Genomic DNA, 25,784 nt, shown 5'->3' with positions numbered 1-25,784 from the left:
AAAATATGGTATCCACATTTCACCCTGATGCTTTTTGCTCGGCTGTTCAAATACGTGGAGTGGAGCGGAAGACGCGTGACTATGCGGGAAAGACGTTTCAAGGGCTAACAAGTGCCTGCATTGGCAAGCAACGTACAAAGGGAAAACACAAAAACTGCAGACAAACTCCCTCATTATCGAGAGTTTATCTACAGTATGTCAGCCCTCCCTATGAAAGGTCTTTAACCTACGAGCAGGCGTTTCGTACAATGTGCCAGAGATTCATCTTTGATGAAAGTAAATAAATCCCGATTGACCAAAGGCATTATTTCAGCTGCGATATTCCAGGCGTTGACCTCAATTTGATAAAGGATTTCCGAGCTGCCCGTATTCCAAAGCTCCTCACTCAGCACAGCTAGCTCTGTATCCAGCGCATGCCCCATTTCATGCGCAAGAATGACCCATGTATATTCCTCAAGCGCATCAAGCGAACCTAGAAAACGCTCACACTGAATTTCGATATCTTTCTTATATAAAGTGATCGTATGATCTTCGGCGGAATATTTCCCCCCCACACATCGTTTTCCAGGGAACTCGTTTTCGACGATTAATCGTAATGACGAATCATGCCGGCTTACAAACTCATTCATATCCAATGCCTTCACTCTCTTTATTCATAGTTTTCACTCGATTATATTCCTCGAATGATCAAATCATTATCTTTTTTCAATATGGAATTGGATAGATGAATCACTTGCTTCTCCGTGAAACCCTCCATTACATGTCGATGGCAGGTAAAAAAGAAGATTTGCCGTTTTAGAGAAATTTTTTTCAATAATTCAAGCATCCTTTTTGTCCTTGTTGCATCAAAATTGACAAAACCATCATCGATGATAAGCGGGAAAGAATCATTGTCAAAAGTATGATCTGCAAGGGCGAGCCTTAGGGAAACATAAATTTGCTCGGCTGTCCCGCGGCTTACCTCTTCCACCCCGAATCTCAAGCCGTCACTTCGCTGTACAAAAATTCCTTCTCCTGAATGATCAAGGATGATTTTCGAATAGCGCCCATTCGTCAAAAAGGCAAAGTGTCGCTCGGCATCTGCGATGACCTTCGGCAGACGTTCCCTTTTATATCGATCCAAAGTTTTATTCAATAAGCGTTTGGCTATGGCCAATTTCGCCCATTCTTTCGCTTCTTCATTGAACGCCGCTTTTTCTTCATAAAACTTATTAAGTAAATCGTCATAAACACCTGATGATTCAAGACGTTTTATCTGATGCTTCGTGTCAGTCATTTTTTCCAATAATGCTGATTTCACCTTTACAGCATCCTTTTGTTTCCGCTCTAAATCTTCAAATGCATAAGTGGTGATCCGTTGTTTAACATATGTTTGAATTTGTTCCGGAAGCATTCTCGATTGCTCAATTTGAATCGCAATCAACCCAAGTTGATTTTGCAGGGAGCCTTTCTTTTCGGACAAGGCAGCGTGATGCCTGAACCCTTCCTCATCATTGACCTTCGCTAATCCAAAAAGCTGCTCGATTTCGGCATCAAGATAATCTTTTTCCATCGTCAGCTGCTCGATTTCATTCCGCAAACGGATTCGTTCCTGTAGCCATTGCGTTCGCTGGACGGATACCTCCAAAGCATTGTTCAATTCCCGCTTTAAAAGGCCAATCGCTTCACGCCAAGTAGATGGCTCAACATCAAGGCTGTGGGCAAAATGTAATAAAACCTTCGCTTTGGTATCAAATTCTTCATTTAAATATTGATGCCGCTTGATCGCTTCATATTTCCTTTCAACGGCATTTTTCCAATCTTCAAGCATTTCAAATACAGACTCAAGATTGATTTCCATGCCAGGAAAGGACATGCCCCATCCGTTCAAGATGCTTTTCATTTCTTTATCCAATTCGTCCTTTCCAGCTTCCCAAGCCGCATACTCCTGAATGGTCGCTTCGAAAGCCTCCTCCCGTTCCTCATACTTGAACCTTTCCGTTTCCAGCTGTCTTTGGAGACGGTCATCCAATTCCAGTAATTGTCCCATCGACTCTCCATCACTATCCTGATTGGCTTCACTGCCAAGTGCCGACCTTTTTCGTTTCATGTCATCCAATTGCCGGATATTCCCTGATAATATCATTTCTCCTTTGGAAAGATATCTGGAAACCACAAACAGGGCCGCCGCGGCCAGAAGTATCATGGAAAGCAGCAACTGTTCACTGAAATAACAGCTGATCGCACCTAAACATAGCAGTGCTACTATACTTCCATTCATGATGAGGGAACGTTTGCGATCATGAGCCTTCTGCTTCTCCTGTAGGGCCAATTGCTTCTCAAGTTCAAGTATTTGCTCATCAAGAATGAGCCTTTTCACTGTTTTAAATTCACGGTTATGTTGCTTGTTGTATAAAGATTCAAGCTTGCTTCGTTTTTCCACGGACATTAACTGGGATTCTATCTCCTTCAAGCGGGCTTCTGCCGTCTCCAAACTGACCTTTTGCAGCCCATATTTCTCATCCAGCTGTTTTTTGGCATTTTGGAGTTGATGCTTATCCCTCTCCGTCCGCTTGATCTTTTCCTTCATGAATGTACTGATATCGAGATTGCTCATTTCATCATCGGGTTCATCGAGGAATAGATCCTGCTTCACCTTTTCGATATACTTTTCTTCCATCAGGCATTCGTGTTCCGCCCTCCGAATGTCCAGCTCGAGCTTCTCCAATAAAGTGCCTTGGTTGACTGCATGTTCGATCTGCTCTTTGTGCACCTTGATGAACGGTTCTATTTCGAATTCAACGAGATTCCCTTCAAGTTTGTTCAGTTTTTCTGTCAATGCTGATAATTGCGCCTTCATCGGCATTGCCACTGCTTGGAGCTGCTCAAGCCTTTTTAAACCATCAACAGGAAAACTTACATCCTTGATCTTGCTTATCTCCGATTCAATTTTCGCCTTCTCCTCAATCAAGGGCTTGATTCTCAGGAACGTACCCACATTCATAAGATCGTTTTCTATCTCTTGGATAGCTTGCGTAATTTCAGCAAGCCTCTCCTTAAGTTCTTTCTCTTCCTGCAAAAATGCGGTATATGACTGCTGCTCCTGTTCTGATGCCTTAACCTTTTTCTGCAATTCCTTAAGTTCTTTTATTTTTACATTCAAAATGGGTTTTTGGCCTGATGGCTTGAATAGCCGATCGAGTTCTTTTTGCAATTTCGTTTCTGCTTCAAGAAGCTTATCATTCCCGACCAGTCCAGCTGACAACAGATACTTGCTCATGGTTCCTTCACTTAGCGTATGTATACCTTGAAGTCCTTGAAGGTCGAAAGAAAAAATGGCTTGGTAATAGTTTTTATCTACGCCATGGAGAATTTCATTAAGCTCCTTTTCCCCCCCGACCCTCCCATCTTCGAAGGTGATCGATACATCCCCAGTCGCCTTTCCCTTCACTCGTTCAATAACGATTTCCCCATGATTTTTTGTTAAAAGAGTGAGCCTCCCCCCATATTTGGCATGCATCTTAGGCTCGTAGCGCGGTTCATTTTGAACTCTTGTCGGAAACCCAAATAAAATACTATGCATGAAAGACATGATGGTCGACTTGCCAGATTCATTCTCGCCAAAGAATACCTGCATCCGGCCCAGTTGCGGGAAAAGCTGGTTTTCCAGTTTGCCATAACCATAAACATGGAGGTCCTTTATGATCAACGATTCTCCTCCTCCCTTAGCTATTCGTTCGTTTCAAACACATTCAAAAGCCATCTTTCCGCTTCATCCAAAAGTGACTTCTGCTCTATTGGTTCCATCGAATCAAGAAACCTTCTTGCAATCGGGTGATGATAAAGAGCGGCATAGGCAGCCTCCGTATCCTCAAATTCTGATGCAAGCTCTGAAATCTCAGCCACAAATGGAGATATCTTGCTTGACCTTATCATCGGCATTGCCTGGATGAGCTTGATTTTATACACCCAGACAAACGCTTCCGCTTGCTCTTCTTCTTGTAAAATCCGGGTCAATTCGTCAAGATATTCCGCAATTTCCCCTGCATATCCCCCGGCGTCCAACTTTATTTCCAAAAGATAGCTTCTTCCATCCAAGCATTTTTGCTCAATGAGTTCCTGGCATTGCTTGAAGATTGCATCAAAACCCCCATCTGCTGTTACTTGGATTGTTTCACTATGCCATATCACCCCAGAGGTCCCTATGAATGAATGTCGTCTCAAGTCACCATCGAGTTCGATCAGCATGCATCCCTTTTCTCCAGATTCCTTGCGGTTCCTGCCTTGGATATTTCCGGAGTAAATCACCAGCGGGTCCTCTGAAACCACCTGATGCTTATGGATATGCCCCAACGCCCAATAATCGAAATCCTTGTCAGCCAGTTCCTTCAGGGAAAAAGGGGAGTAGGGGCTATGTTCAGCGTTGCCTTCCAAATTTCCGTGAAGCAGCCCTATATGATAATCCGCGCCTTCAGCTTTCATGTAGGTTTCAATCATCCTCTCCTTTACGTGGCGGCGAGGGTAACTGAATCCATACAAGTGGACGCTTGCCCCATCCGCTTTTTCGAACAGTTTCACTTCCGTTTGCCCTGAAAATATGTGGACATTTTCCGGGAGCTCCACAGTAATCCATGTTCCGCTGAGATGATCATGATTTCCGTGAATGATATAGGCAGGTATCTGATGTTGCCGTAGTTTTTCCATTTCAGTCCGAAAACGCACCTGTGTCCGGAGACTGCGATTTTCACCATCAAACACATCGCCAGACAGGACGATGAAGTCAACCTGATGGAAAATGGCCTCATGAATGATCTTTTGAAAGGCTTTGAATGGACTTTCTCTTAATTCCTTTACTATCCTTGACGGCAAATCCTTCAGCCCTGTATATGGACTATCCAGATGGAGATCCGCCGCATGAATGAATTTCACGCTGCTCATTGCCTCACCTCGGTATTTCATTTCTTTCACTTTAACATAAACAGAACATACTTTCCCGCCAAATATCAGAATTGTCGCGTCGATTAATGTTATAAACAGTATCGCCACAATCTTAAATAAAAAGACCGAATGGCTGGTACATTGTCGCATGCACCGCGTTCGGCCTTCTACTATTATTGGAAAATATCCATGCTTAAATAGCGTTCACCATTATCAGGGGCTATGCACAGGACACGTTTACCTGCACCAAGGCGCCGTGCCTCCTTGAGCGCAGCCCAGACAGAGGCGCCGCCTGATGGTCCAATTAGAATCCCTTCCTTTGCCGCCATATCCTTCATCGTTGAAATTGCATCCTCATCGGCTGCTTGGACAATTTCATCGAACACATCCGTGTTTAAAATGCTTGGCACAAAACCGGGACTTGTTCCGACCAACTTATGCGGACCAGGCTTCCCGCCTGAAAGAACCGGCGAGCCTTTAGGCTCGACCACGACGACCCTTAAATGCGGCAGCTGTTCTTTTAAGACTTCACCCGTTCCTGTTATCGTCCCACCTGTACCGGCAGTCGCCACAAACACATCCAGCTTTCGATCCATCTGTTCCAAAATCTCGACAGCAGTCGTCACTCTATGAATATCAGGATTGGCTTTATTTTCGAATTGTTGAGGAATAAAGCTGTTCGGAATCTTTGCAGCCAGTTCCTGAGCTTTGCGAATGGCACCTGGCATCCGCTCCGCAGCCGGAGTGAGGACAACTTCCGCGCCATACGCTTTTAAAATATTGATTCTTTCCTTTGACATATTATCCGGCATGACCATGATGGCCCTGTAGCCTTTTGCCGCTGCATTCATCGCAAGGCCGATACCTGTATTGCCTGAAGTCGGCTCGATGATCGTGGAACCAGATTGAATGACCCCATCCAGCTCCGCTTGCTTAATCAAGTTAAACGCAGCCCGATCCTTCACACTTCGGCTCGGATTGAAATATTCAAGCTTTACAAAGACTTCCGCATCATCCCTCCCTGTTAAATGATGAATCCTTACAACTGGTGTATCTCCTATCAATTCCGTTATATTATTCACGATTTTCACCGTCATTCCATCTAACTCCCTTCGGCCTATGCACAAACCCCATACTCTTTTCTCCTAATCTATTATATCATTTATGATTTTTTATTTTAATGATGGAATTCCGATCGTTACAGTCGTTTTTTTCACTTACACGTTTAAAAAAACAACACTTAAAGTTTGTTCGATATAATTTTTCCCGATCCTTTTTTATAAAATCCCGCTATACTCCAATATCCTTTGGTTTCCTATATTTCTTTCAGATAATAATAGTCAAAATTGACAGATAATGATAGAATTTTCTTAGCCGTTTCTATCATGATCATCTATACAAATTCGAAAAAGGAGTTTTTTGAACATGAGCAAACTATACAAGCTAACCGTATTTGAACCGTCGGGGGAAAAACTATTGGATGAATCGTTTACCGCCGAAAATGATGAAAATGCAAAAGAATTAGGTCACAAGCTTTTGACCGAAAAAAACTATCAAGACCATACACACCGATGCATATCCCCAGCAGGAGCGCTCTTGCTTTTTCACCGCTGACAATATTGGAAGCGCACTCATATAATTCAAGAGGCCGTCACAATGGCGTGACGGCCTCTTCTGATTCATATTTATCATTTACCGGTGAAATTCGGTTTTCTTTTCTCGACGAAAGCTTTTATTCCTTCTTGATGATCCGCCGTTTGACGCATTTTCATTTGTGCCGCTTTTTCTATCTCAAGCATTTTAATCAATAATGGCCGATTTTTTTCACTAAGGATTTTTTTCGTTTTAATCATGGCAGTAATCGGGCTTTGCAGCCAAGCTTGCACTTTTCTCTCCACCGCCTGTTCCAAGGTTCCGTCTGCCACCTCATGAATGAGGCCCTTTTCTTTAGCCTCGAGCGCCGTATGCACCTTGCCTTCCCAAATCAATTCCTTTGCGCCCACTTCACCAAGACGGCGCTCAAGGAAGAAATGTCCTCCGCCGTCCGGAATCAGTCCGATTCCGATAAAATTCATCGCAACCTTGCTTTCCGAATCTGCAATAAGGTGATCCGTTGCAAGAGCTATACTCAAACCGAGCCCTGCTGCAGCTCCATGAATGGCGCTAATCGTCAATTTAGGCATGAAATATAACGTGGTCACCAATTCACTGATGCCATCCATCAAATTGTCGAAAGCGTTTTCTTTTCCAGGAGAGAGCATCATCTTGATATCTCCGCCCGCGGAAAAGGCTTTCCCATTCCCTTTTAAGATGACGACGTCCACTGCTTCATTATCACTTACCTCCTTAAGCGCGATAATGAAATCATGCAGCATTTCCGGATTTAACGCGTTCATCGCCTCTGGGCGATTCATGGAAACTGTAGCTGTCCTGTCTGAATAAGTGACTAATACAGTACCTGCAGCTGATGTCGAATCTATACTCAATTTTTCTTCCTCCTTCTTCTTATCCCATAAATTAATTATATATCCCCGATAATTATCGGAATAGGGTGAAAAGTTATGATTATATGAAATCACTTCATTAATTCTTTATATATTTATCCTGAAGCTGATCTCGCAAGGCCCGCTTCAGAAACTTTCCAACCCCCGTTTTTGGAATCTCATCCAAAAAGACCACTTCATCCGGCAGCCACCATTTTGCAAACTGCGGCTTTAAAAATTCGATGATGTTTTCCTCGGTCACTTGCCCTTTATATGCATCTTTCAAAACAACGCAGGCAATCGGGCGCTCCTGCCATTTTTCATGAGGAACCGCAATGACCGCCGCCTCAAAAATCCCTTCATGGGCCATTAATGCATTCTCCAGATCGACCGAAGAAATCCATTCTCCGCCGCTTTTGATCAGGTCTTTGGTCCGATCGACGATCTTCACGAATCCCTCCTCATCTATCGTGACGACATCGCCTGTATATAGCCATCCATCCTTGAACGTATCCTCTGTACGTTCATCTTGAAAATACTCGTCTGCAATCCAAGGTCCCCTTATCAGCAATTCGCCCATTTCTTTTCCATCAGGTGATACTTCCCCGTCAGGACCGACCACTTTAATTTCGATCATTGGCGCGACAAGGCCTTGCTTAGCCTTCAATTCATAAAGCTCATCTTCAGGCAGGCCTTCCTGATAGCTTTTTGGTTTGGAAATGAAAACGAGCGGGCTTGTCTCCGTCATCCCATAGGCATGCAGAAACGGAATTCCAAGTTTTTGTTCAAATGCCTTAATCATGCTTTTGGGTGCAGCCGAACCTCCGCATAACACTGCGCGAATGCTGCTCGTGTCATGGCTGGTTTCTTCAAGCTCCTTCAACAACCCAAGCCAGATCGTCGGTACCCCGGCCGCAATGGTGACTTTCTCCGATTCTATCAGCTCCGCCAATATCTTCGGTGTGAAATACGGTCCAGGCAAAACCATCTTTGTCCCGAACCATACACTGGCAAAAGGCATGCCCCAAGCATTGACATGAAACATGGGCACGACTGGAAGGGCGACATCCCTTTCGCTGATGGCAGTGGAATCGGCCAGCCCCAGTGCAATCGCATGCAGCAATATCCCGCGATGTGAATAAACCACACCTTTTGGGTTCCCTGTCGTGGCGGAAGTGTAGCATATGCCCGCAGGAGCGTTCTCATCCAAATCCTCGATGAATGGCTGTTTTGGATTCCCTTCGGCCAATAATGATTCGTAATGGTATAACGGTGACAGGGATGTTTCGGGAAGCTCGGCTTTATCGGTCATAACGATATATCCTTCCACCGTCGGCAGCTCATCTTTAATCGCTTCCAATAAAGGGATCACATCGGGATCAATCAATAATAACCGATCTTTTGCACTATTAACGATATAAGAAACGTGTTGAGGAGAAAGACGCATATTAATGGTATGGAGGACGGCTCCAGAGCATGGAATAGCAAAGTAAGCCTCCAGATGCCTATGATGATTCCAGGCAAGCGTCCCGACACGATCACCCGTCTTTATTCCGAATTTGCCCAATACACTTGCAAGTCTTCTTGTGCGTGCTGCGATCTCGGCATATGTATAAGTATGGATTCCACCATCCGTACGCGAAACTACTTCTTTTTTCGAAAAATACTTTTCCGCTCTTTCAATGATTTGAGTCATGATCAACGGAGTATCCATCATTACAATCTCCCCCTTATATGAAAACGCCTTCATTATATATTCGACCAGAAAAAAAATAATCCTTTTTCCCTAGAGGTTTATTTTGATTGAATTTTTATGTTTCTTTCTAGAAAAAAAAGGTAATAGTAAAGATACAATTATATTTAGAGGGAGCTCACTGATGGTAAATAGAATAAACGAAGAATTAGAGGCGTATTGTGCGAGTGAATATTCAAAGCTATCACGGGTGATTGTCTGTGAACCTCGTCATATGGCGATTCGTGACATCATTAATGAAACGCAAAAGGAGTTCATGGAGGAAAATATAGATCAAGCACGCGCCGTGGAGCAACATGCCAATTTTACCAAGGCACTTGAACGAGAAGGAATTGAGGTCATTAAACTGCCTCCAGAAAGTACATATCCAGAACAAGTCTTTACAAGAGATATCGGATTCACTCTCGGCAACACGGTTTACGTAGCAGAAATGGCTACAAATATCAGGCAGGGCGAAGAACTTATCTTGAAATCCTGGCTTGAAACGAATGATATTCCGTTTTTCAACCTTCACAAAAATCATATTGAAGGCGGCGATGTCATCATTGATGGCCGAACGATCTATATCGGGGTCAGTGATCGGACGGACGAAACATCCATCCAGCACCTTCAGTCCTTGTTACCGGAATATGATATTATCGCCATTCCCTTCATTGAGAAGTTCCTTCACCTAGACTGTGTTTTCAATGTGATTTCACCGACAGAGGCGCTTATTTTTCCTGAAGCCCACACAAAAAAAGAGTTGGATCTATTAGCTTCGCGCTATGACTTAATTGAAGTGACAAAAGAAGAACAATTCACATTGGGAACCAACGTACTTTCCATTGGCAATAAAAAATTATTCAGTCTGCCTTGTAATGAACAAGTCAATCGTCAGCTACGTCAACGAGGATATGAAATCATTGAAGTCGATATAAGTGAAATCATCAAGTCAGGAGGCTCTTTCCGCTGCTGTACCATGCCTCTATTGCGGACAACGAAAAAAATGACAGGACTTGCCTAGCACGAAACCCTGCTCTTCACCGGACATCCCAATCAGGAAGTCCGGTTTTCCTTTCGCTGGCTGGCTATTCATTCGTTTAGCAAATCTAATATGGTTTTTGAATCATCACGATTCAATTTAACGTGTTTTTTATGCTGATCCCGCGTCAATTCAGTTACATGATCATCGGGATTAATCCAAACATAATACACCGCTATATTCCCTTCATTTTTATCATCATTAAAATAAAAGATAAAATCCGCCTTAGGATGGTCTTTCTCCAACACATATTCACGCCAATCCGCATTCTTCAAAATTTCCTTTGCTTTTTCTGAATCTCTCTTTTCTATTTCTTGTTTATAGGCCTCGAAATGGTAGGTTTTGTTTTCAAGTTTTTGAATCGAGATATGTTCCTCCTTTGTTGAACACCCTGTCACTAACGCTATGGGCAATAAGCTAAGTGCTAGTATAAATGGCTTCTTTTTCATCCATGTCATCTCCCTATACATTAGTGGATTAATTATCCATATTATTTTTCATTATACTATTCCCCGTACATTATCAATAGGCGGAGTTAGCGGGACGTAATAAATTCGGGCTTTTCCCTTTGGATATAGCCAAACCTGCATTCTGACATTGTTTCCAAGGAAGGAAAATTGATTATGTACCAATAACCTTGTTATACTTCTATAAGTTACCTAGAAAATAGATTAAAGGGGAATGTAAAATGAATTATGTAAAAAACCAACTGACAATGATGCGCAAAAGTCTTTTGAAAGAAATCGAGGGAGTCACTCCAGAACTTATGGATGTACAGCCTGAAGGTTTTAATAATACCATCCACTGGCATCTAGGACACGTTCTTACCGCAGCGGAAAAGTTCCTATTGGATGATAGCAGCACTTTGCCTGCCAATTACAGCCAGCTATTCGGATATGGCTCAAAACCTGCCGCCTGGACCGGCGATGTACCTTCAGTCGATACACTGACACAACAATTGCAAGAACAACTTGGCCGCCTGCTTGAAATTCCCGAAGAACGCCTGACAGAAAAAGCCGCACAACCTTTCATGGGAATGGAAACTATAGGCGAATTCATTAATTTCGTAGTCCAGCACGAAGTTAATCACATTGGCCAAATTCACGCAATGAAGATCATCATTCAATCAACTAATCAATAATTCTGCCAGCTGTCACTCCTTTTTTTTAAATGGATGACAGCTTTTTTATTATTTTTCTCGCGAGTTTTGTGCTTTTACTCGCGAATTTTGGCTTTCATTCATGAGTTTGGCATTTGCGAGGAAATTCAAAAGCAGCCCCCGCTAAGGAAGCGGGGGCTGCTTTTGGGTGAGTCCTTACGTTAACTGATCCTGATTTTCAATAAAGTCATTATATGCTTGTTCGGCTGCGGCTTCGGAGGAGAATAAGGCATCATCGTCCTCGATTGTATGGAATGTATCGTTCAGGAATAAAGCGACAGCATTAGGGTCCTTTGGATGGGGAACGATTTCCGCGGCCCTTATATTGGAAACGGTTGGGACATGGGGATTATTATAGATCACAAATACCTCGTCTCCTACTTGTACTTCTTTCGCGTTGATTACTCCCATAATATCCTTCCTTTCCTTTGCTGATTTTCTATAGTTTACGGAAAGGTGCGGAGAATTATTTATGAAATGATGCTAAGTCCCCAAAAATCTTGAGGCTCCCTCTTTAATGAATGAAGGAGCCTCATGTTTCATTTAAGCATATTCATCTTCTGCAAAAATTCGATGGGATGCTGCTTGCGGAAAAATTCCTTCAGCATATACGCAACGCCGTCTTGGTCATTGGAGCGAGTGATCCATTTGGCCACATTCTTCACTTCCGCATCCGCGTTGCCCATGGCAACTCCCAGACCGGATCCGGCAATCATCTCCATATCATCCAATCCATCTCCTATCGAGACGATTTCCGTCCTTTTCACCTCTAAATGGTCGGCTAAATAAAGCACGCCACTCCATTTCGAAACCCCCTTCGGAACGATTGTCATCTTATGGCCTGGGTGTAGAACCGCATCCACCTCAGGGAACATTTCCTTTATCAATTTCAGCATATCGCTTCGATCACTTTGTTCTGAAAATACAATATCCATTTTCGTTGGTGCCATTGGCTTATCAATCAGCTCTTCACTGATATCATCCACATAATTTTGAGCATAAAAGTTTTGATCATTCAAATACATGACCGTTTTGCCAAGCAAATTCTCAGGGAGGTTCACCCGATTGCCAAGCGAGTATTTTTCATGAATGAGCATAATTTGACAAACGGTTTTTTCAAGCATTTGGACGAGCTCTGCGGTCAGTTCTTCTGAAATTCTTTTTACCATCATGGGCTTCTCGATGGAAGCTCCCACAAAAGCTCCTTGTTGGGCAACGATCATCGGATTTATTTTTAGGGCTTTGGCCACTTTTTTTGCTGAATGATAGTTTCTTGACGTCACTAGTGCAACATGGACACCTTTTTGGTGCACATAGTCGATTGCTTCTTTAGTCGATTTATTTAAACGGCCATTAGACTGGAGCAACGTCCCGTCGATATTGACCGCAAGTAGACGATATACCATGCTGATCTCCCCCATCTGTAATATCCTCTGTAAAATTTATGACTAAAATTTACAGAGTAGAACAAATAGTGGTCCATATAAAAAAACTCCCAACCACTTTGAGGCTGGGAGTAACAGTAGCTTATTGCTCTTGTTCAGGCAAGCCGTATAAATCTTCAAGCGGCTTCATGATTATTTTATTGAGGTCGGCGATGACCATACTCATCCGTTGCTCAGCTTCCATCAATTGAGAAATGGTTGGGTTTTGTTGGACTAGCTGTACCGTCTTTTGTGCTTGTTCCACTTCTTCAGGAGCGATCTCCTGGCCCATCATTTGTTTTTGCTGCAATGACATTTGCAGATTGCGGAAGTTTTCAAACATTCCTTTTGTTGCTTCATCGGAATTGACAAGATCATATAATCGTTGCAAGTCAGCATATTCATTGCTTGCCCGGATTGCCTTTTCCATTTCATACGCTGCATCATATACGTTACTCATGTATTTCCCCTCCCGGTATCATTGTATTCCTACACCTTTTCCACTATAACAAATCCGCTTGCGAATTACACGTCTTCCTTATCAAACAGTTTGATAATCGTGGAATTCGACGTTATCTAAGCAGCAGCCACTTGTATATTCAAGAATATCAACCGAGTTTTTTTTTCGATTCGTGGCATTGCTTCATCCATCATTAAGAGGGATTTTTTTCTGTTGTACCCGTTCTTTACTTCTGTCTGAACGGAAATTTTCATATTCTGTAAAGTAACACCGCTGCTTGATAACATACATTGGATGACTGGTGGACATCAGCTGCCACTGACATGTGATTTATATTGTATGAAACGATGGCATCATGACACCTTCTACTCTCAAAAACATAGAATGTGTTATCCACTTTTGCCCATCATTTAATTGGAAAGGGTTAACAAACTTAGTGCAAACGGGGAATTGATATGAATATTAACCATCAGAAGGTTTTCATTACGGTAAACCCTGCAGTGACAAGAAAGAAGGCGCTCCTGTTTATCGAAGAAAAGCTATTTGGGGAATGGGGCCTTCATTTCGGAGAACCCGTTACGATCATGGCTGGATGCCGATCTGTCCCGGTCCTTGTGCAGCCATTCCCTTCATCAGGGCCTACATTGAAACTTTCATATGATATGAATCAATTTTTATCACTGCCTGCCTTTTCAGATCCAATATCCGTTTTTTTTCATCCGGAAGGAAGGAAAATTCAAATAGGCCCTTCTTTCGCTGCTCTCACCAATCAATCTCCGTTGCAAGACGGAACTTTCGGGGAGATGGAAAAATTCTATCAGGAAATGACATCTTATTGTAATCAGCAAGGCATCCCCTTCTATTTAGTGAAAGTGCAGTCTCTTCAAGAAGGGATAATCGAAGGTTTTGTCGCGGGACAAAAGGGCTGGCAAACCTTGACTATCCCAATTCCTGATGTGTTTTATAACCGGATACATTCACGAAAGCTTGAAGCATCGCCATCATTCGAGCTGTTTAAAACTGAACTCAAGGCACAATCCATACCGATGTTCAACGGGAGGTTCCTTTCCAAATATGATGTTCATCAGCTTCTGAGCTTAGAAAGTGAGCTGTTGTCAAATTTGCCTGATACGATACTTTTTGGCGAACAGGAGACATTCCTGACCTTCATAGAAAGGCATTCGATTATCTATTTTAAACCGGTATCAGGCAGTCAAGGTAAAAATATATGCAGATTAACGCAAGTATCTGGAAAATGGAAAATCGAGCCCTCCGGAAAAAAACAGGAACTGCTTTTTGCCGACTCAGATGAGCAATTGTTCCATACATTAAAAAAACTATCCAGAAAGCAAACCTTCATTCTGCAACAAGGGATTTCCTTATACGAAACCGATCAAAGAAAGGTGGACTTCCGCATCCTTCTTCATCAAAACGAACTGCTAAACTGGAAGGTTTCATCAATGGTTGCACGGATAGGGGAACAAGGTGCCATCGTTTCCAATCTTGCACAAGGTGGTTTGATGAAAAACGGCTCGGATTTCCTCAAGGAAGCATTTGATTACCCCGATTCTGGCCGTTTGTATCAAAAACTGATACGACTGGCTAAAAACACGGCCAAGGCAATTGTTGAACACCATGACGAATCTTTCGGGGAGCTGGGAATCGATTTAGCACTTGATGTCGATACAAATCCATGGATCATCGAGGTGAATTCCAAACCTTCGAAAAAATTTCAGGGCAATTATGAAACCTTCCGCCCTTCAGTAAAATCCATCATAGATTTCATGCTGACCCTCAACAGCGAAAACATCGATAAAAGGAGTTGCTAACACGTGTTAATCGGATTAATGGCAACGTCGGATTCACATGAAAACCACTACTTCACCGAAATAGCTAAAACGGCAAAACCCTTCAATATGACCGTTTGTAAATTCACGCCCGAAAATATTGATAGTGACCTTAAGAAAGTGCGGGGCGAACGGTTTGATCCAGAAAAGGAGACGTGGATTGCTGCATCTTTTAATATTCCTGATTATATTTATGATCGCTGTTTCCATGGTCTATCGCGTCAACCATCGGAAACACGAAATAAAATCAATTGGTTAAAGGAACATTCCAGCTTCTTAGGGCTCGGGCTTCCTGGTAAGTGGGAAGTTTATCAAACCCTGAAAAAGCACCCCCTTCTTCAAGCGTTTTTCCCAGAGACCGTCCAAGTATCTACATCTGAAGATATTATCGGTCATCTGGAGCGCCTGGATAAAATCATCATCAAGCCTGAATTCGGTGCAGGCGGTACGGGAATTTACCTTCTTTCCAAAAACGATGACGGCACTTTGGTATCCATGACAAAAAAAGGCACGAAATATGATCGCCAATTCACTTCTACATCACAGCTGAACAAATGGCTGCAGCATTTATTGAATCGATACAAATACCTTTGCCAGCCATATTTGGAACTTTGCAACCAAGAACATGAACCGTTCGATTTACGCATCCTGCTGCAAAAAAATGAGAGGAACCAATGGGTGGAACGGGGCCGAGGGATTCGCACCGGCCAAAAGGATGGAATCACCTCAAATTTGGCAACAGGCGGAGAAGCCATAACATTGGATGCCTTCATCAAAAAAAATCCGGAAACCATTTCGATTGCCGTCGAACAAAAGATCCAGCATATACTCCGTACCCTGCCTGCCGAAATCGAGGCTGTGTTTGAAAGACTATTCGAATTGGGAATCGATCTAGGCATCGATAAAAAGGGCCAGTTATGGATAATGGACATTAATTCAAAACCCGGAAGGAAAATCATCCAGGCACTGCAGCCGGAGAATATGAAGGATATTCATCGGGCACCGTTGCAATATAGCCAATATTTAGCTAATCATCTTCAGAAGGCAGGTGAATGAAAGTGAGAAAGACTTTTCCTGTCGAAATCGCCGTCATCCCTGGCAACGTTCTCTTTTACCCTTCAGAACTTGGAGATCTGGCAGAGATCGAATTGATATATTTCGGACAGCATTCATGTCCTGCCAGTGTGAAACAAAACCCGGCCATCAATCAATCCATCGTCCTATCGGAAAGTCTCGCGGAATCGTTAAAATTCGATTTGACCGATATCCCCCTTCATTTATTCATATACGGCAAGACCATCCATATCGGCCCTTTGGTAGGTATTTTTTCTTCAGGCTTCACTGGCCTGTCAAACAAACCTCTAGGTGAAAGATCGCCATTTTTCTCAAAGCTTCTTTCACTTAGCCGGACTACAGGCTGCATCCCCTTCATTTTTGGGGAGAATGTCATCAATTGGGATGAAGAAACAATCAAGGGCTATGTGTTCGAGAATGATAATTGGCACATTCAGGAATTCCCATTTCCTAACGTCATTTATGATCGGCTTCCCAACCGGTTGACCGAAAATCGCGACGGCCCTAAAGAAGTGAAGCAGAAATTCCAAAAAGACTATACCATTCCATGGTTCAATCCGGGGTTTTTCAATAAATGGGACGTAAATGAAAGATTATGTGCAGATGAGCAGGCACTGCCATATCTGCCTGAAACCTATCCATTTCAATCCATATCCGTGGTAGAGACGCTTCTTTCCCATTATCGACAGGTTTATATCAAGCCCATTCATGGCAGCCTCGGCCTCGGCATACACCAGATCCTTTATGATAAGCATGAGAATGTTTACTATTGCCGCTATACAAATGAAGCAAGGGAGAATAAATTACAAAAATTCTCCACACTGGAATCAATCGTTAAACACCTATTTCATGACCGACCGCTAGAGAATCTTATCGTCCAACAGGGCATCTCACTCATCCGTTCCGAAAAACGACCAGTCGATTTCCGGGTTCATACTAACAAGGACAGTAATGGAGTATGGCAAGTAACCGCAATTGCCGCCAAAATTGCCGGCGCAGGCAGTGTCACAACCCATATTAAAAGCGGCGGGGTCATCAAAACGGTTGCCGAACTGTTTGGAGATGACGAAGAGGCAAAAGAAGTGGAACGCAAACTATCTGAAGCAGCACTCTTATTAAGCGAAAGCATGGAAAAGCATCTGGATGGCATCATAGCGGAAATCGGATTTGATTTTGGGTTGGATAAAAAAGGGCAGGTTTGGATGTTTGAAGCGAATTCCAAGCCAGGACGCTCCATCTTCTCCCATCCCAAATTGAAGGAATTCGAATTGTTGACCAGAAAGCTCAGCCTCGATTATGCCATTTATTTGACTGAACAGACGATTACAAACGCCATTAGTGTGCAGCGATGAATATTTTTTATGATAGCGGTTCGGAAACTTGGTGCCATGATCAAAAGGATACAGTACTTTTTGCAGGTGCTGCAGATGAAGAGATAAACTATAGCAATGAGCTTTCAGGTCAAGGACTCTGCCCGATCACCGAATTTCCGGGAAGCCGGGTGCTCGTTGTTGGAATAATGACTTCGTTCAATCCGAAAAAGGAAACAGGGTTGGGCGGTAACTTGGCCCTTTTTCAGGATTTATCATTGTATCTTTTCCAACATGGGATTTTACCCTATGCATTCACGGGAAAGGAATTTGCTTCCGGTTCAATGAGAGGTTATGTATTTTCATCCGATTCAAACAAGTGGATCGAGTGTAAGATGCCGCTTCCTGATATTGTTTATAATCGTATACCCTCCAGGGGCTATGAGGCTTCGGCAGAATTCCAATCACTCATGAGCCATTTCAATGAGCACCATGTGAACATTTTCAATCCAGGTTTCCTGGATAAATATCTAATGTTCGAAGCTTTGATGGATGATGGCTCCCTCACCAAGCACCTGCCGGCAACAGCGATCCTGCAAAAGCGCGAATGTTTGGAGTCATTCCTTGATACACATCGGCACATCTACTTAAAACCTTGTAAAGGAAGCCAGGGAAAAGGCATTTACACCCTCCGCAAAAATCCTGATGATACACTTTTGTTCAACAGCCTGAAACACAGCGAGACTTTCTCGAATTTCGCTTCTTTCTGGGAAACGAAAAAAAAGGACTTATTAAAAAGAAATTACCTGGCTCAGCGGGCGGTCGTACCAAAAAAACTTCTTGGTCACCGTTACGATTACAGGGTTCTCGTCCATTATGAAAAAGGCTTTTATAAAGTAACGGGCAAAGCTGTAAGAATGTCACAACTGCAGGAAATCACTACACACACTCCTCGAGGCGGTAAGCTTTATCCCTATCAAAACCTGCAATCAAAAAGGCTAAATTCAACATTGGCTAGAATCGCCCAAAAATGCGGAGAAATTCTTTCAAAAAAAATTGGCTTTCTCGGCGAATTTTCGATTGATATCGGTGAAGACGAATCGGGCTCGCTCTTCATTTACGAAGTGAACTCCAAGCCCATGCAATTCGACGAAGAGGAAATCGAAGCTAATCGGCTTTTACATTTAAAAAACCTTTTCATGGAATTAACTTTTTCCAACAGGAAAATAAAATAACACCTCCTGCTGCCGTTTTCCATTATAATGTAATGTGAGACAGCATATATGGAGGTAATACATATGATCAGTCATTTTCAATGGGCACCGCTGCATAAGAACCTGCCAGGGTGGAAAATTTCCTTTTATTACAATAGACAATCCATCCAGGCTTTATATCATAAAGATGGAACCATCGAATGGACAGCCAACCCACCTGCAATGGAAGATGAACCGAAACTCAAAACCATGATACATGACTTGATGGTCTATCATGTTTATGAATAAACCGTATCGTCCAATTGCTTTTAGGAAAGCTTGAAAAGAATAAAAATCCCTCTATTGCCTATACTAATGAAAAGGTTAGGAGGGATTTATTTTGGACAAAGAAAAAATGACTTTTTTAAAGGATAGCGAGTATGATGGACGGGATTCCGCCTTCCTTGACATCGATCGCTATATCAATGAAGGCTTGGCAGGCGGCAATGTTTATGAGGCCGCTGATCTTCGGAACATTGAAGAAGCACATGATTTCTATGACGAGACCGATCCTAACATCAATAAATAGACGACCTTATTGCCAGGGCTCTCTTTTAGGAGAGCTCTTTTTGGAGCAGGACTGTTTCCCCGAACATTTCTCGAACCACACTCTCATAGGCGACTTCCAGATTACGGGAAAATAATTCCTTTTCAGCGGAACTTATTGTTTGCCCATTGATTTCCTCTGTAAGTTTTTCACGATTTCCGCTTAAAGAAATCGTTTCCCCTCCCGAAAAATTGTACATAACCTGGGTTTTAAGATGATCCGTGAAATATTTAACCGTTCCAAACATTTGTATTCCCCCCTTAAAAAATAAAAAAACAACTTCCCGGAAGGAAGTTGTTTGAATGCAAACGAAGCATAACAAAAATAAACATGTTTTTTCATTTTTAAAAATGAAAGCATGCTTTTGCCAATTTTCGCACGTAACATCCCCTATCCTCGTAGGCATTTGATGATGTGCTAAAAACAGGCAGGTATCCTGGCTCATGGTCAACGCTTTTCGAACCTTCCCATTCCCTTTTGCAGAAAACAGTGGCATCACTCGAATCGCTCACATATACAGTTGCGGGACAGCGCCGGATTCCAACCGGCTTCCCTTTTAAGCAGATAAATAGATGTTTCATATCCGCACCCGTTTCTAGACTTATTTAGTTTTCCATTTAAATGTATCAAATTATTTCCTGGATTACAATCCGCTCACGCGATGAACGATCATCTCGTTTTCAGCCTTATGGTTTCCGCCATTCCCTTAACGAAGTTGATACCGTTGAATTTTTTCCAAAGTGAACGTACAAAAGGGTTATTCAAAATCCTTGTAATCCGCTGCTTGCGTTTAATTTTTTTCAACAGACCTTGCTTTGCATGAATTTGCTCATAGACCCGGCGGCTATTGGAATGATCGATATATGGAAGATATGTTTTCCTTAACTGGCCAAATGCTTCTTTTTCCGCAAAACCGGTTTCGGCATAGGCGTTAATCGTCGAAATCAACTTTTCTGTAGTGAATACCTGATCACCAAATAATTGATTATCCATATTCATATAACTTCCTTGATACTTATTGTATGTCTCGAGATCGAATTGGTAAAAAACAACAGGTTTTTTTTGATAAAACATATCCCAGGCGACACTCGAGTAATCCGTAATCAACATCGATGCTTCCATCAATAAGGTATTCAAGTCTTCTTCATTGGAAATCGTGAACCGCTGATTATCAATGGAAAAATGTTCGATAAAGTCCTTGAATTTAGGATGCAAATAAAAATGCAGCGTCAAATCATGCTGCTCCAATAACCTGCTCAATTCTTTTGATTGTAAAAAAGTTTTGAATACTTGTACATACTCACTCTTTTCCACTTCCTCAAAAGGTAAGTTTTCAAGCCATACGCGCCATGTCGGCATCACTAAAATCCTTTTCCCGTTCGATCTATTTTCAATGACATCCCAGCGGGGAAGGCCGCTGACAATCAGTTCGTTTTTGTTATAGCCGAAATGATTCTGGATGATCTTGCCTTCCTCGGGTGAGGAAACGACAAAAAGGCTTGGTGCGTTAATGCTGGATTTTTTAAAGATGCTGTTAAGTTTTTTTAATCCGATAACGCCATGCTGCAAAAAGACAAGCGGCTTATAATTCATCGCTTTTCTGATCCTGCCCTTTTGAATTCTTATGTCGTATGCATGCCCTTTAGTTTCGGAGGATACCAATAGCTGTGCGGCAAACATGAACACCATATATTTAAAGCTCATGAATTCAACGACTCTATTTTTCATGCTTTCCAATTTCGGGTAATCTTCCGAATCAGGTTTAATGATGTAATATGCTTGTTGACGGTTATGATTTTCATAGATGTATTTAAAGAAGTAGTATCCGTTATCTTGAGCCCTGTCAGCGGTTTTCTCGTAAATCAGCCAAATGTTTTTCTTTTTATAGTAGGGAAGCAGCAGTCTATAAACCCACGAAGCCAGAACTTCTTTAAAAAAGTGCATGTTCGTCTCGTACTCGGTTCTTTCCTTATAAGTCAGTGCCACAGTGCCTGATGCCGTCAAATATGGATATACCCAATATCCGTTATCAAAGGTATAGGACATGCCAAAAAGTCGTTTGTTCAACTTTCTCAAGGCCATGCACGTAGGGTTCTTCAAACGAATATAGTGGTCCTTCCCCCCTACCCTGACCATTAAATAGAAATCATAATAAAACGGACGCCATTCCATCGACTTAACATCGATTGTAAAAGACAGTTTATGACCTTTTCCTTTAACAGGGAATATATACTGCGTGTTATCCGAAACATCCCTCTGCTTTAGGACCATTCCAACCAGTTCATATTCCTCTTTCAATTCAAGGCGTACGGTACCCGTCAGAATAGTACCCTTAAAACGCAAGGATTTCAGTGATAGTTTTGCTGAAAGGACCTCATCCGACAGGTGGATCGGTTGTTTGATGACAATGCTCAGTCCGCCTGATGCCGTAATATAAGGGGTGATCACTTGAACGCCAATAGAGGGGATCGAATGGAAATACTCATTCTTTCCCCCGCTAATTTGTATTCGATGCAATTCGCCACTTGCTTCCATATACAAATCCCATCTGGATGCCGCTTGATAATATTCTGCGGAAAAATTTTTCAGGTGGATGACGATCTTGGAATCGATCATTTCCGTCTCGAAGGTCCATCTGATTTTCATGGTTTTTTCAATGCCGATGATATTCAGTGACTTGGGGTCCTTGCATTGAAAGGAAATTTTTTCGTCTTCACTTATGAGATTATCCACCGTGATTATCTTCTTCTGTTCCATAGGCCGCGTATCCCCCTTTCATTCAGATTCATTAAATGATCTCTTAATGAAAAAGCCAGCTTCCTTGTTACTTTCCCTCGCTTCGCCAAGCGCCACAGCTTTCTCAGCACGGTCACTTTTGAGAGTTTTTTAAAGAAGGAAACTCTCCTTGGCCTCAATCTTTTTTCATTTTTAACAATATTATCATATATACGTTCGCTATTTTTATTGTCGATATTAGCAAAATAATGGCTTCTTTTCTCCTTGAAGATATCTTGTTCCTCAAAGTTGTTACGCACGCTATTTTCAATGGAAGTGATCAATTCATCCGGATCAAGTGCCTGATCACCGAATAACTCCTTGTTCATATCCATGTAGCTTCCTTGTAATTCCGTATATTCTTCAAGATCGAACTGATAAAAGATTGTCGGTTTTTCAAGATAGTACATATCCCAAGCTACACTTGAGTAGTCTGTGATCAAAAGCGCCGATTCACGGATCAACTTGCTGATATTGACATCACCGAACTTGATGATCTCGATTTGGTCACAAGTTGTATGGAATTGTTCGATAAATGGCTGGAATTTGGGATGGACATAAAATTTCAATTCGACATCGTGCATCCTAAGTAAATCCATCAATTTCTCGGAATTCAATAAACCGATATAATTTTTAAAGTAATTCGATTCGATGAATTCTTCGTTTGACACTTCATTAAGCCAATTTCTCCACGTAGGCATCAAGAATATTTGGCGTTTTATCGGAGTTTCTTCTTTGTTTACGTCATCCCAGCGACTTAAACCGGTTACGATGATATCCTTCTCATTATATCCAAAATAGTTTTTCACGATTTCTTTTTCGAAATCTGAAGAGGTAACGAACAAATCCACTTCCTCTGAAGATCCCTTATTTAACGTACTGTCTATTTTCTTTAAACCAAGAACTCCGTGTTGCAGGAAGACAATCCGCTTTCTTCTCAGATACTCCATCACTTTGCCCTTTTGTACACGCCACACATAGGAATGTCCCTTGGTTTCAGAAGCGATGAGTAATTTGGAAGCGAATAAGTACACCAAGTGTTTAACGCTCATGAAATGGATTACACGGTCCTCATACCCTTTAAGGTTGGCCATATCAGGAGAATCTTTCTTAATGATATAAAAGACATTTCTTTCCGGTTTTTCGTTGTAGCAATATTTAAAGAAGTGGTAGCCATTATCTTGTGCAGTTTCGGACATCTTCTCGTACACGAGCCAGATATTTTTATGGTCATAATACCTATTAAGCATTTGATAAAGGATGTAGGAAAATTTTTCTTTCCACTTGTAGATTGGCGCTTCATATAAGCTTTTCATTCTATATGTTAAGGCAAGGGAGTTGCTCCTTGTAATGTAAGGGTATACGACATGATCGGCATCCTTTTGGTATGAATGATCCCTGATTGTCCCATTCAATTTTTTCCGGACATGGTCTGTTGGACGCTTAAGCTTTATTTCGTAATCCTCGCCTTCAACGTCGACCAATACGTAGAAATCCCAATAAAATTGTTCAAATTCATGTTCGGCCAAATTGACTTTGGCTAGTATGCTCTTCTTCTTTACAGTAACAGGGAACTGCGCAAATGCCTCATTGTTACGATGCCTGAGTAGCATTCCCTTCACTTGATAACTTTCAGCGTCTGGCAAGGAAAGCGTTATTTCGATTTCAAGTATCGATTTTTTTAGAGACACATTCTTAATTAGAATTTTTGACTTTAATTTTTCATGCCGAAGCGCAAACTCTGTACCGATAACAAAAGAGAGTTCATTCCGTGCTGTTAAATACGGTGTAAAAACATTCTCCTCATCGACCTCGACCGAACGTAAATACCTTTCTTCCATCGGAAGTTTCTTTTGATCGTAAAAACCAACCCGATTCACTTCCATAATATTCGCATACGTTATCTCAATGGAAACGTCCCACCTAGATGGGGTGATTCCGCATCTAATGAATGATTCCAAATTTGAGTGGAGTCCAATATTCCGGGAGTTTCTGTTCACGGTAGCCGGCACCCGATGAATTTCACCGCTTTGTCTATTTTTCATCACAATCTGCACGGAGTTTATATCGGCATCTTGGATATTTTCTATCGAAAAAGACAATTCATATTTATGAAAGCTTAAGTCATGCATGGGCAGTCTATTTTTCGTAATATAGAAACTCGCATTATTGATTTTTTCTTCACTTTTTCCTAATAATATTCCCAACTCTGCTTTAGGCGATATATAAGCCATTGCCTGGGTTTTTACGACTTCAAGAGGTACCTGTCCCATTTGAGGAGCTTTAGGTGCTGAAAAGTGTTTTAATTTCCTTACCTGCACTTCCCCGGCCATAACTTCTTTGACATAAACCTTCCACTTTTGACCCTCTTTAAAGAAACGATCGTTAAATATTTTTTTCAAATCAATGATTAATCGTTGCCCATCTTGCTTGAATTCGTGCGTTTGTACCCACTCCACCGATGTACTCTTTTCAAAAACGACGGAAGCGGACTGACAGGAAGGTTCCATCAAACGAACTTGAAGATGGTCACCCTTTATTTCGAATTCATCAAAGTACAGCGTCTTTTGGCTTTCGATTGCATCACTTAGAGAATCCATTTCGTAAAAGGAGAGCTCACGATGTGTCTGAACAAGGTTTGGATGGAACAGAAGCTTAAATGACTTCAAAACCTTGCCGATTTTCGCTTCCACGTACACATCGGCAGCCGTAGGAATTTCAGCCAGCTTGGATACATCCACTTCCAGTGAATTCTTTCCGCCCTGCACTGCTCCAATGGCTGAGGTATGCTTGGTGACAGGATCATATATAGTGAGTAATGACTTACCTAACTCCCCTTCTTCATGGAAAAACCTTGCCTTATCTCCTGCCACTTCCATCTCTGTAATATGTAAAGTATCTGAAACCACTTTACAGGAGGCACGGAATACGCTTGCTGAATTACCGTACATTATACTTAGGGTATTTTTTTTGTTCAGAAAGATGGTCGCAGTTTCCGTTTGTGAAATTTGATAATAAGAGCGGGCGAACAATCGATTCTTCAATCTTTTAATTGTAGGCTTTGTCAGTCTGAACAACTCTTCGTTCATTTTAAGCAATATGGTATACGTTGTCCTATGGACATCTGGCCAGTTCATATTATCAAGTGTGATGGTCAAACGGGTTTCTTCGTTCAAACTTTCACAATTTACATGCTCGTAAATATGTTCCTCCTTTGTATCATTATTTCGAAATATCAAGTTGGCTGATTCTATAATTCCATTCAGGATTATTTCAATCTTTGAGCCATTTAAATTAAAATCGGTTGCATGAATCGCTTCCACTAGTTGATCACCTTTTTTTCCATGTAATGTAGCACTTTGTTCATTCTCTTTGACTATCATCCTATAAGAAAACAGTCGTTATTTATTGTACATGACAATCCCTTGCTTAAAATATATTCTAATAATTCCATAAATTAATATATTGTGGTCCTTTTTATCATTTAGTAGATTGCATGCTTCTAAACATAAAATTATACCAAATCATGCGAATAACATCAAAACTTCATGAGACCAAAGTGGGTGTTTTTTCCTTATTTTAGAAAATCAATTTTGTTCAACTGATTAATTTTTACTCCCCTTCTTTTAGGTGATTATTCCTGATCCATATGCTTCAACCCCCTATAATAAAGGGACTCGGACCTGCTACCTTCTGTACTTGTCTCTAAACAGCTTACATGCACTCAAACAAATTCTTATATCCGTTCGCGCAAAAAATAT

Annotated in this window: 22 protein-coding genes and 1 riboswitch; of the genes, 9 read left to right on the top strand and 13 right to left on the bottom strand. The window is 41.8% G+C overall.

The window, feature by feature from the left end; genetic code table 11:
- Positions 1–221: 221 nt before the first annotated feature.
- The 4 genes from CVN76_RS26980 to cysK all read right to left on the bottom strand — a co-directional run bounded on the left by CVN76_RS26980 (position 222) and on the right by cysK (position 6,014).
- Positions 222–629: a hypothetical protein gene (locus CVN76_RS26980; RefSeq protein ID WP_232732488.1), complete on the bottom strand. Its 408-nt coding sequence runs from the start codon at positions 627–629 to the stop codon at positions 222–224.
- 41 nt (positions 630–670) lie between these two features.
- Positions 671–3,688, bottom strand: a complete 3,018-nt coding sequence (locus CVN76_RS26975; protein WP_157805817.1) for an ATP-binding protein — start codon at positions 3,686–3,688, stop codon at positions 671–673.
- 20 nt (positions 3,689–3,708) lie between these two features.
- Positions 3,709–4,917, bottom strand: coding sequence for a metallophosphoesterase family protein (locus CVN76_RS26970; protein ID WP_157805816.1), 1,209 nt, complete (start codon positions 4,915–4,917; stop codon positions 3,709–3,711).
- Positions 4,918–5,090: 173 nt separating this feature from the next.
- Complete coding sequence (gene cysK / locus CVN76_RS26965) at positions 5,091–6,014, bottom strand: cysteine synthase A (RefSeq protein ID WP_100533764.1); 924 nt, start codon at positions 6,012–6,014, stop codon at positions 5,091–5,093.
- A 328-nt stretch (positions 6,015–6,342) separates the two neighbouring features.
- On the opposite strand from cysK, the gene CVN76_RS26960 reads away from it, so the two are divergent.
- Positions 6,343–6,531 (top strand): YhzD family protein, encoded by a 189-nt coding sequence (locus CVN76_RS26960; RefSeq protein ID WP_100533763.1) that lies wholly within the window; start codon positions 6,343–6,345, stop codon positions 6,529–6,531.
- 74 nt (positions 6,532–6,605) lie between these two features.
- On the opposite strand, the gene CVN76_RS26955 is transcribed toward CVN76_RS26960, so the two are convergent.
- Entirely contained in the window at positions 6,606–7,397 is a 792-nt protein-coding gene (locus CVN76_RS26955) for an enoyl-CoA hydratase (RefSeq protein WP_442857613.1), read from the bottom strand.
- Positions 7,398–7,500: 103 nt separating this feature from the next.
- Positions 7,501–9,117 carry a long-chain fatty acid--CoA ligase gene (locus CVN76_RS26950; RefSeq protein ID WP_100533761.1) on the bottom strand — a complete coding sequence of 539 codons (1,617 nt, stop codon included), beginning with the start codon at positions 9,115–9,117 and terminating at the stop codon, positions 7,501–7,503.
- A gap of 160 nt (positions 9,118–9,277) precedes the next feature.
- On the opposite strand from CVN76_RS26950, the gene CVN76_RS26945 reads away from it, so the two are divergent.
- A complete protein-coding gene (locus tag CVN76_RS26945) occupies positions 9,278–10,156 on the top strand; it encodes a dimethylarginine dimethylaminohydrolase family protein (RefSeq protein ID WP_198512662.1) in 879 nt (292 codons plus the stop codon).
- Positions 10,157–10,224: 68 nt separating this feature from the next.
- Here CVN76_RS26945 and CVN76_RS26940 read toward each other — a convergent pair whose 3' ends face one another.
- Positions 10,225–10,623 carry a hypothetical protein gene (locus CVN76_RS26940; RefSeq protein WP_100533760.1) on the bottom strand — a complete coding sequence of 133 codons (399 nt, stop codon included), beginning with the start codon at positions 10,621–10,623 and terminating at the stop codon, positions 10,225–10,227.
- A 239-nt stretch (positions 10,624–10,862) separates the two neighbouring features.
- Here CVN76_RS26940 and CVN76_RS26935 point away from each other — a divergent pair, with 239 nt between their 5' ends.
- Positions 10,863–11,315, top strand: a complete 453-nt coding sequence (locus tag CVN76_RS26935; RefSeq protein ID WP_232732487.1) for a DinB family protein — start codon at positions 10,863–10,865, stop codon at positions 11,313–11,315.
- Positions 11,316–11,489: 174 nt separating this feature from the next.
- On the opposite strand, the gene CVN76_RS26930 is transcribed toward CVN76_RS26935, so the two are convergent.
- The 3 genes from CVN76_RS26930 to CVN76_RS26920 all read right to left on the bottom strand — a co-directional run bounded on the left by CVN76_RS26930 (position 11,490) and on the right by CVN76_RS26920 (position 13,217).
- Positions 11,490–11,744, bottom strand: a complete 255-nt coding sequence (locus CVN76_RS26930; protein WP_057912515.1) for a transcriptional regulator SplA domain-containing protein — start codon at positions 11,742–11,744, stop codon at positions 11,490–11,492.
- 128 nt (positions 11,745–11,872) lie between these two features.
- Positions 11,873–12,739 (bottom strand): Cof-type HAD-IIB family hydrolase, encoded by an 867-nt coding sequence (locus CVN76_RS26925; protein WP_100533759.1) that lies wholly within the window; start codon positions 12,737–12,739, stop codon positions 11,873–11,875.
- A 121-nt stretch (positions 12,740–12,860) separates the two neighbouring features.
- Positions 12,861–13,217, bottom strand: coding sequence for a YlbF family regulator (locus CVN76_RS26920; RefSeq protein ID WP_061143115.1), 357 nt, complete (start codon positions 13,215–13,217; stop codon positions 12,861–12,863).
- 455 nt (positions 13,218–13,672) lie between these two features.
- Here CVN76_RS26920 and CVN76_RS26915 point away from each other — a divergent pair, with 455 nt between their 5' ends.
- From CVN76_RS26915 to CVN76_RS26890, 6 genes are all read left to right on the top strand, one after another.
- On the top strand, positions 13,673–15,046 hold the full coding sequence (locus tag CVN76_RS26915) for a YheC/YheD family endospore coat-associated protein (RefSeq protein WP_100533758.1): 1,374 nt from the start codon (positions 13,673–13,675) through the stop codon (positions 15,044–15,046).
- A gap of 3 nt (positions 15,047–15,049) precedes the next feature.
- Positions 15,050–16,120 carry a YheC/YheD family endospore coat-associated protein gene (locus tag CVN76_RS26910; RefSeq protein ID WP_100533757.1) on the top strand — a complete coding sequence of 357 codons (1,071 nt, stop codon included), beginning with the start codon at positions 15,050–15,052 and terminating at the stop codon, positions 16,118–16,120.
- The gene (locus CVN76_RS26905; RefSeq protein ID WP_100533756.1) at positions 16,117–17,490 is read left to right on the top strand and encodes a YheC/YheD family endospore coat-associated protein; all 1,374 of its coding nucleotides are present in this window, start codon (positions 16,117–16,119) and stop codon (positions 17,488–17,490) included. The genes CVN76_RS26910 and CVN76_RS26905 overlap by 4 nt, the downstream gene beginning before the upstream one ends.
- Positions 17,487–18,683 carry a YheC/YheD family endospore coat-associated protein gene (locus CVN76_RS26900; RefSeq protein WP_100533755.1) on the top strand — a complete coding sequence of 399 codons (1,197 nt, stop codon included), beginning with the start codon at positions 17,487–17,489 and terminating at the stop codon, positions 18,681–18,683. The genes CVN76_RS26905 and CVN76_RS26900 overlap by 4 nt, the downstream gene beginning before the upstream one ends.
- Before the next feature lie 63 nt (positions 18,684–18,746).
- Positions 18,747–18,950, top strand: a complete 204-nt coding sequence (locus CVN76_RS26895; RefSeq protein WP_100533754.1) for a YheE family protein — start codon at positions 18,747–18,749, stop codon at positions 18,948–18,950.
- Between the two features lie 91 nt (positions 18,951–19,041).
- Complete coding sequence (locus CVN76_RS26890; protein ID WP_061143120.1) at positions 19,042–19,230, top strand: hypothetical protein; 189 nt, start codon at positions 19,042–19,044, stop codon at positions 19,228–19,230.
- A gap of 25 nt (positions 19,231–19,255) precedes the next feature.
- Here CVN76_RS26890 and CVN76_RS26885 read toward each other — a convergent pair whose 3' ends face one another.
- From CVN76_RS26885 to CVN76_RS26875, 3 genes are all read right to left on the bottom strand, one after another.
- Complete coding sequence (locus CVN76_RS26885; RefSeq protein WP_100533753.1) at positions 19,256–19,495, bottom strand: hypothetical protein; 240 nt, start codon at positions 19,493–19,495, stop codon at positions 19,256–19,258.
- A gap of 162 nt (positions 19,496–19,657) precedes the next feature.
- Positions 19,658–19,856, bottom strand: a riboswitch (cobalamin riboswitch).
- 61 nt (positions 19,857–19,917) lie between these two features.
- A complete protein-coding gene (locus tag CVN76_RS26880) occupies positions 19,918–22,005 on the bottom strand; it encodes a CDP-glycerol glycerophosphotransferase family protein (RefSeq protein ID WP_100533752.1) in 2,088 nt (695 codons plus the stop codon).
- On the bottom strand, positions 21,987–25,346 hold the full coding sequence (locus CVN76_RS26875) for a CDP-glycerol glycerophosphotransferase family protein (RefSeq protein ID WP_157805815.1): 3,360 nt from the start codon (positions 25,344–25,346) through the stop codon (positions 21,987–21,989). Before CVN76_RS26875 ends, CVN76_RS26880 begins: the two co-directional genes overlap by 19 nt.
- Between the last annotated feature and the right edge of the window lie 438 nt (positions 25,347–25,784).

The organism is Bacillus sp. mrc49 (genome assembly GCF_002803435.1).
The sequence above is the reverse complement of the archived record's forward strand: the minus strand, read 5'-3'. Positions and strand labels throughout refer to the sequence as shown.

Bases quoted from the DNA above. Each gene is read 5' to 3' on its own strand.
- CVN76_RS26920 (WP_061143115.1), bottom strand. From the start codon at position 13,217: ATGAGTAACGTATATGATGCAGCGTATGAAATGGAAAAGGCAATCCGG.
- CVN76_RS26915 (WP_100533758.1), top strand. From the start codon at position 13,673: ATGAATATTAACCATCAGAAGGTTTTCATTACGGTAAACCCTGCAGTG.
- CVN76_RS26945 (WP_198512662.1), top strand. From the start codon at position 9,278: ATGGTAAATAGAATAAACGAAGAATTAGAGGCGTATTGTGCGAGTGAA.
- cysK (WP_100533764.1), bottom strand. From the start codon at position 6,014: ATGACGGTGAAAATCGTGAATAATATAACGGAATTGATAGGAGATACA.
- CVN76_RS26970 (WP_157805816.1), bottom strand. From the start codon at position 4,917: ATGAGCAGCGTGAAATTCATTCATGCGGCGGATCTCCATCTGGATAGT.
- CVN76_RS26980 (WP_232732488.1), bottom strand. From the start codon at position 629: ATGAATGAGTTTGTAAGCCGGCATGATTCGTCATTACGATTAATCGTC.
- CVN76_RS26950 (WP_100533761.1), bottom strand. From the start codon at position 9,117: ATGATGGATACTCCGTTGATCATGACTCAAATCATTGAAAGAGCGGAA.
- CVN76_RS26900 (WP_100533755.1), top strand. From the start codon at position 17,487: ATGAATATTTTTTATGATAGCGGTTCGGAAACTTGGTGCCATGATCAA.
- CVN76_RS26935 (WP_232732487.1), top strand. From the start codon at position 10,863: ATGAATTATGTAAAAAACCAACTGACAATGATGCGCAAAAGTCTTTTG.
- CVN76_RS26925 (WP_100533759.1), bottom strand. From the start codon at position 12,739: ATGGTATATCGTCTACTTGCGGTCAATATCGACGGGACGTTGCTCCAG.
- CVN76_RS26960 (WP_100533763.1), top strand. From the start codon at position 6,343: ATGAGCAAACTATACAAGCTAACCGTATTTGAACCGTCGGGGGAAAAA.
- CVN76_RS26930 (WP_057912515.1), bottom strand. From the start codon at position 11,744: ATGGGAGTAATCAACGCGAAAGAAGTACAAGTAGGAGACGAGGTATTT.
- CVN76_RS26895 (WP_100533754.1), top strand. From the start codon at position 18,747: ATGATCAGTCATTTTCAATGGGCACCGCTGCATAAGAACCTGCCAGGG.
- CVN76_RS26940 (WP_100533760.1), bottom strand. From the start codon at position 10,623: ATGAAAAAGAAGCCATTTATACTAGCACTTAGCTTATTGCCCATAGCG.
- CVN76_RS26880 (WP_100533752.1), bottom strand. From the start codon at position 22,005: ATGGAACAGAAGAAGATAATCACGGTGGATAATCTCATAAGTGAAGAC.
- CVN76_RS26885 (WP_100533753.1), bottom strand. From the start codon at position 19,495: ATGTTTGGAACGGTTAAATATTTCACGGATCATCTTAAAACCCAGGTT.
- CVN76_RS26905 (WP_100533756.1), top strand. From the start codon at position 16,117: ATGAAAGTGAGAAAGACTTTTCCTGTCGAAATCGCCGTCATCCCTGGC.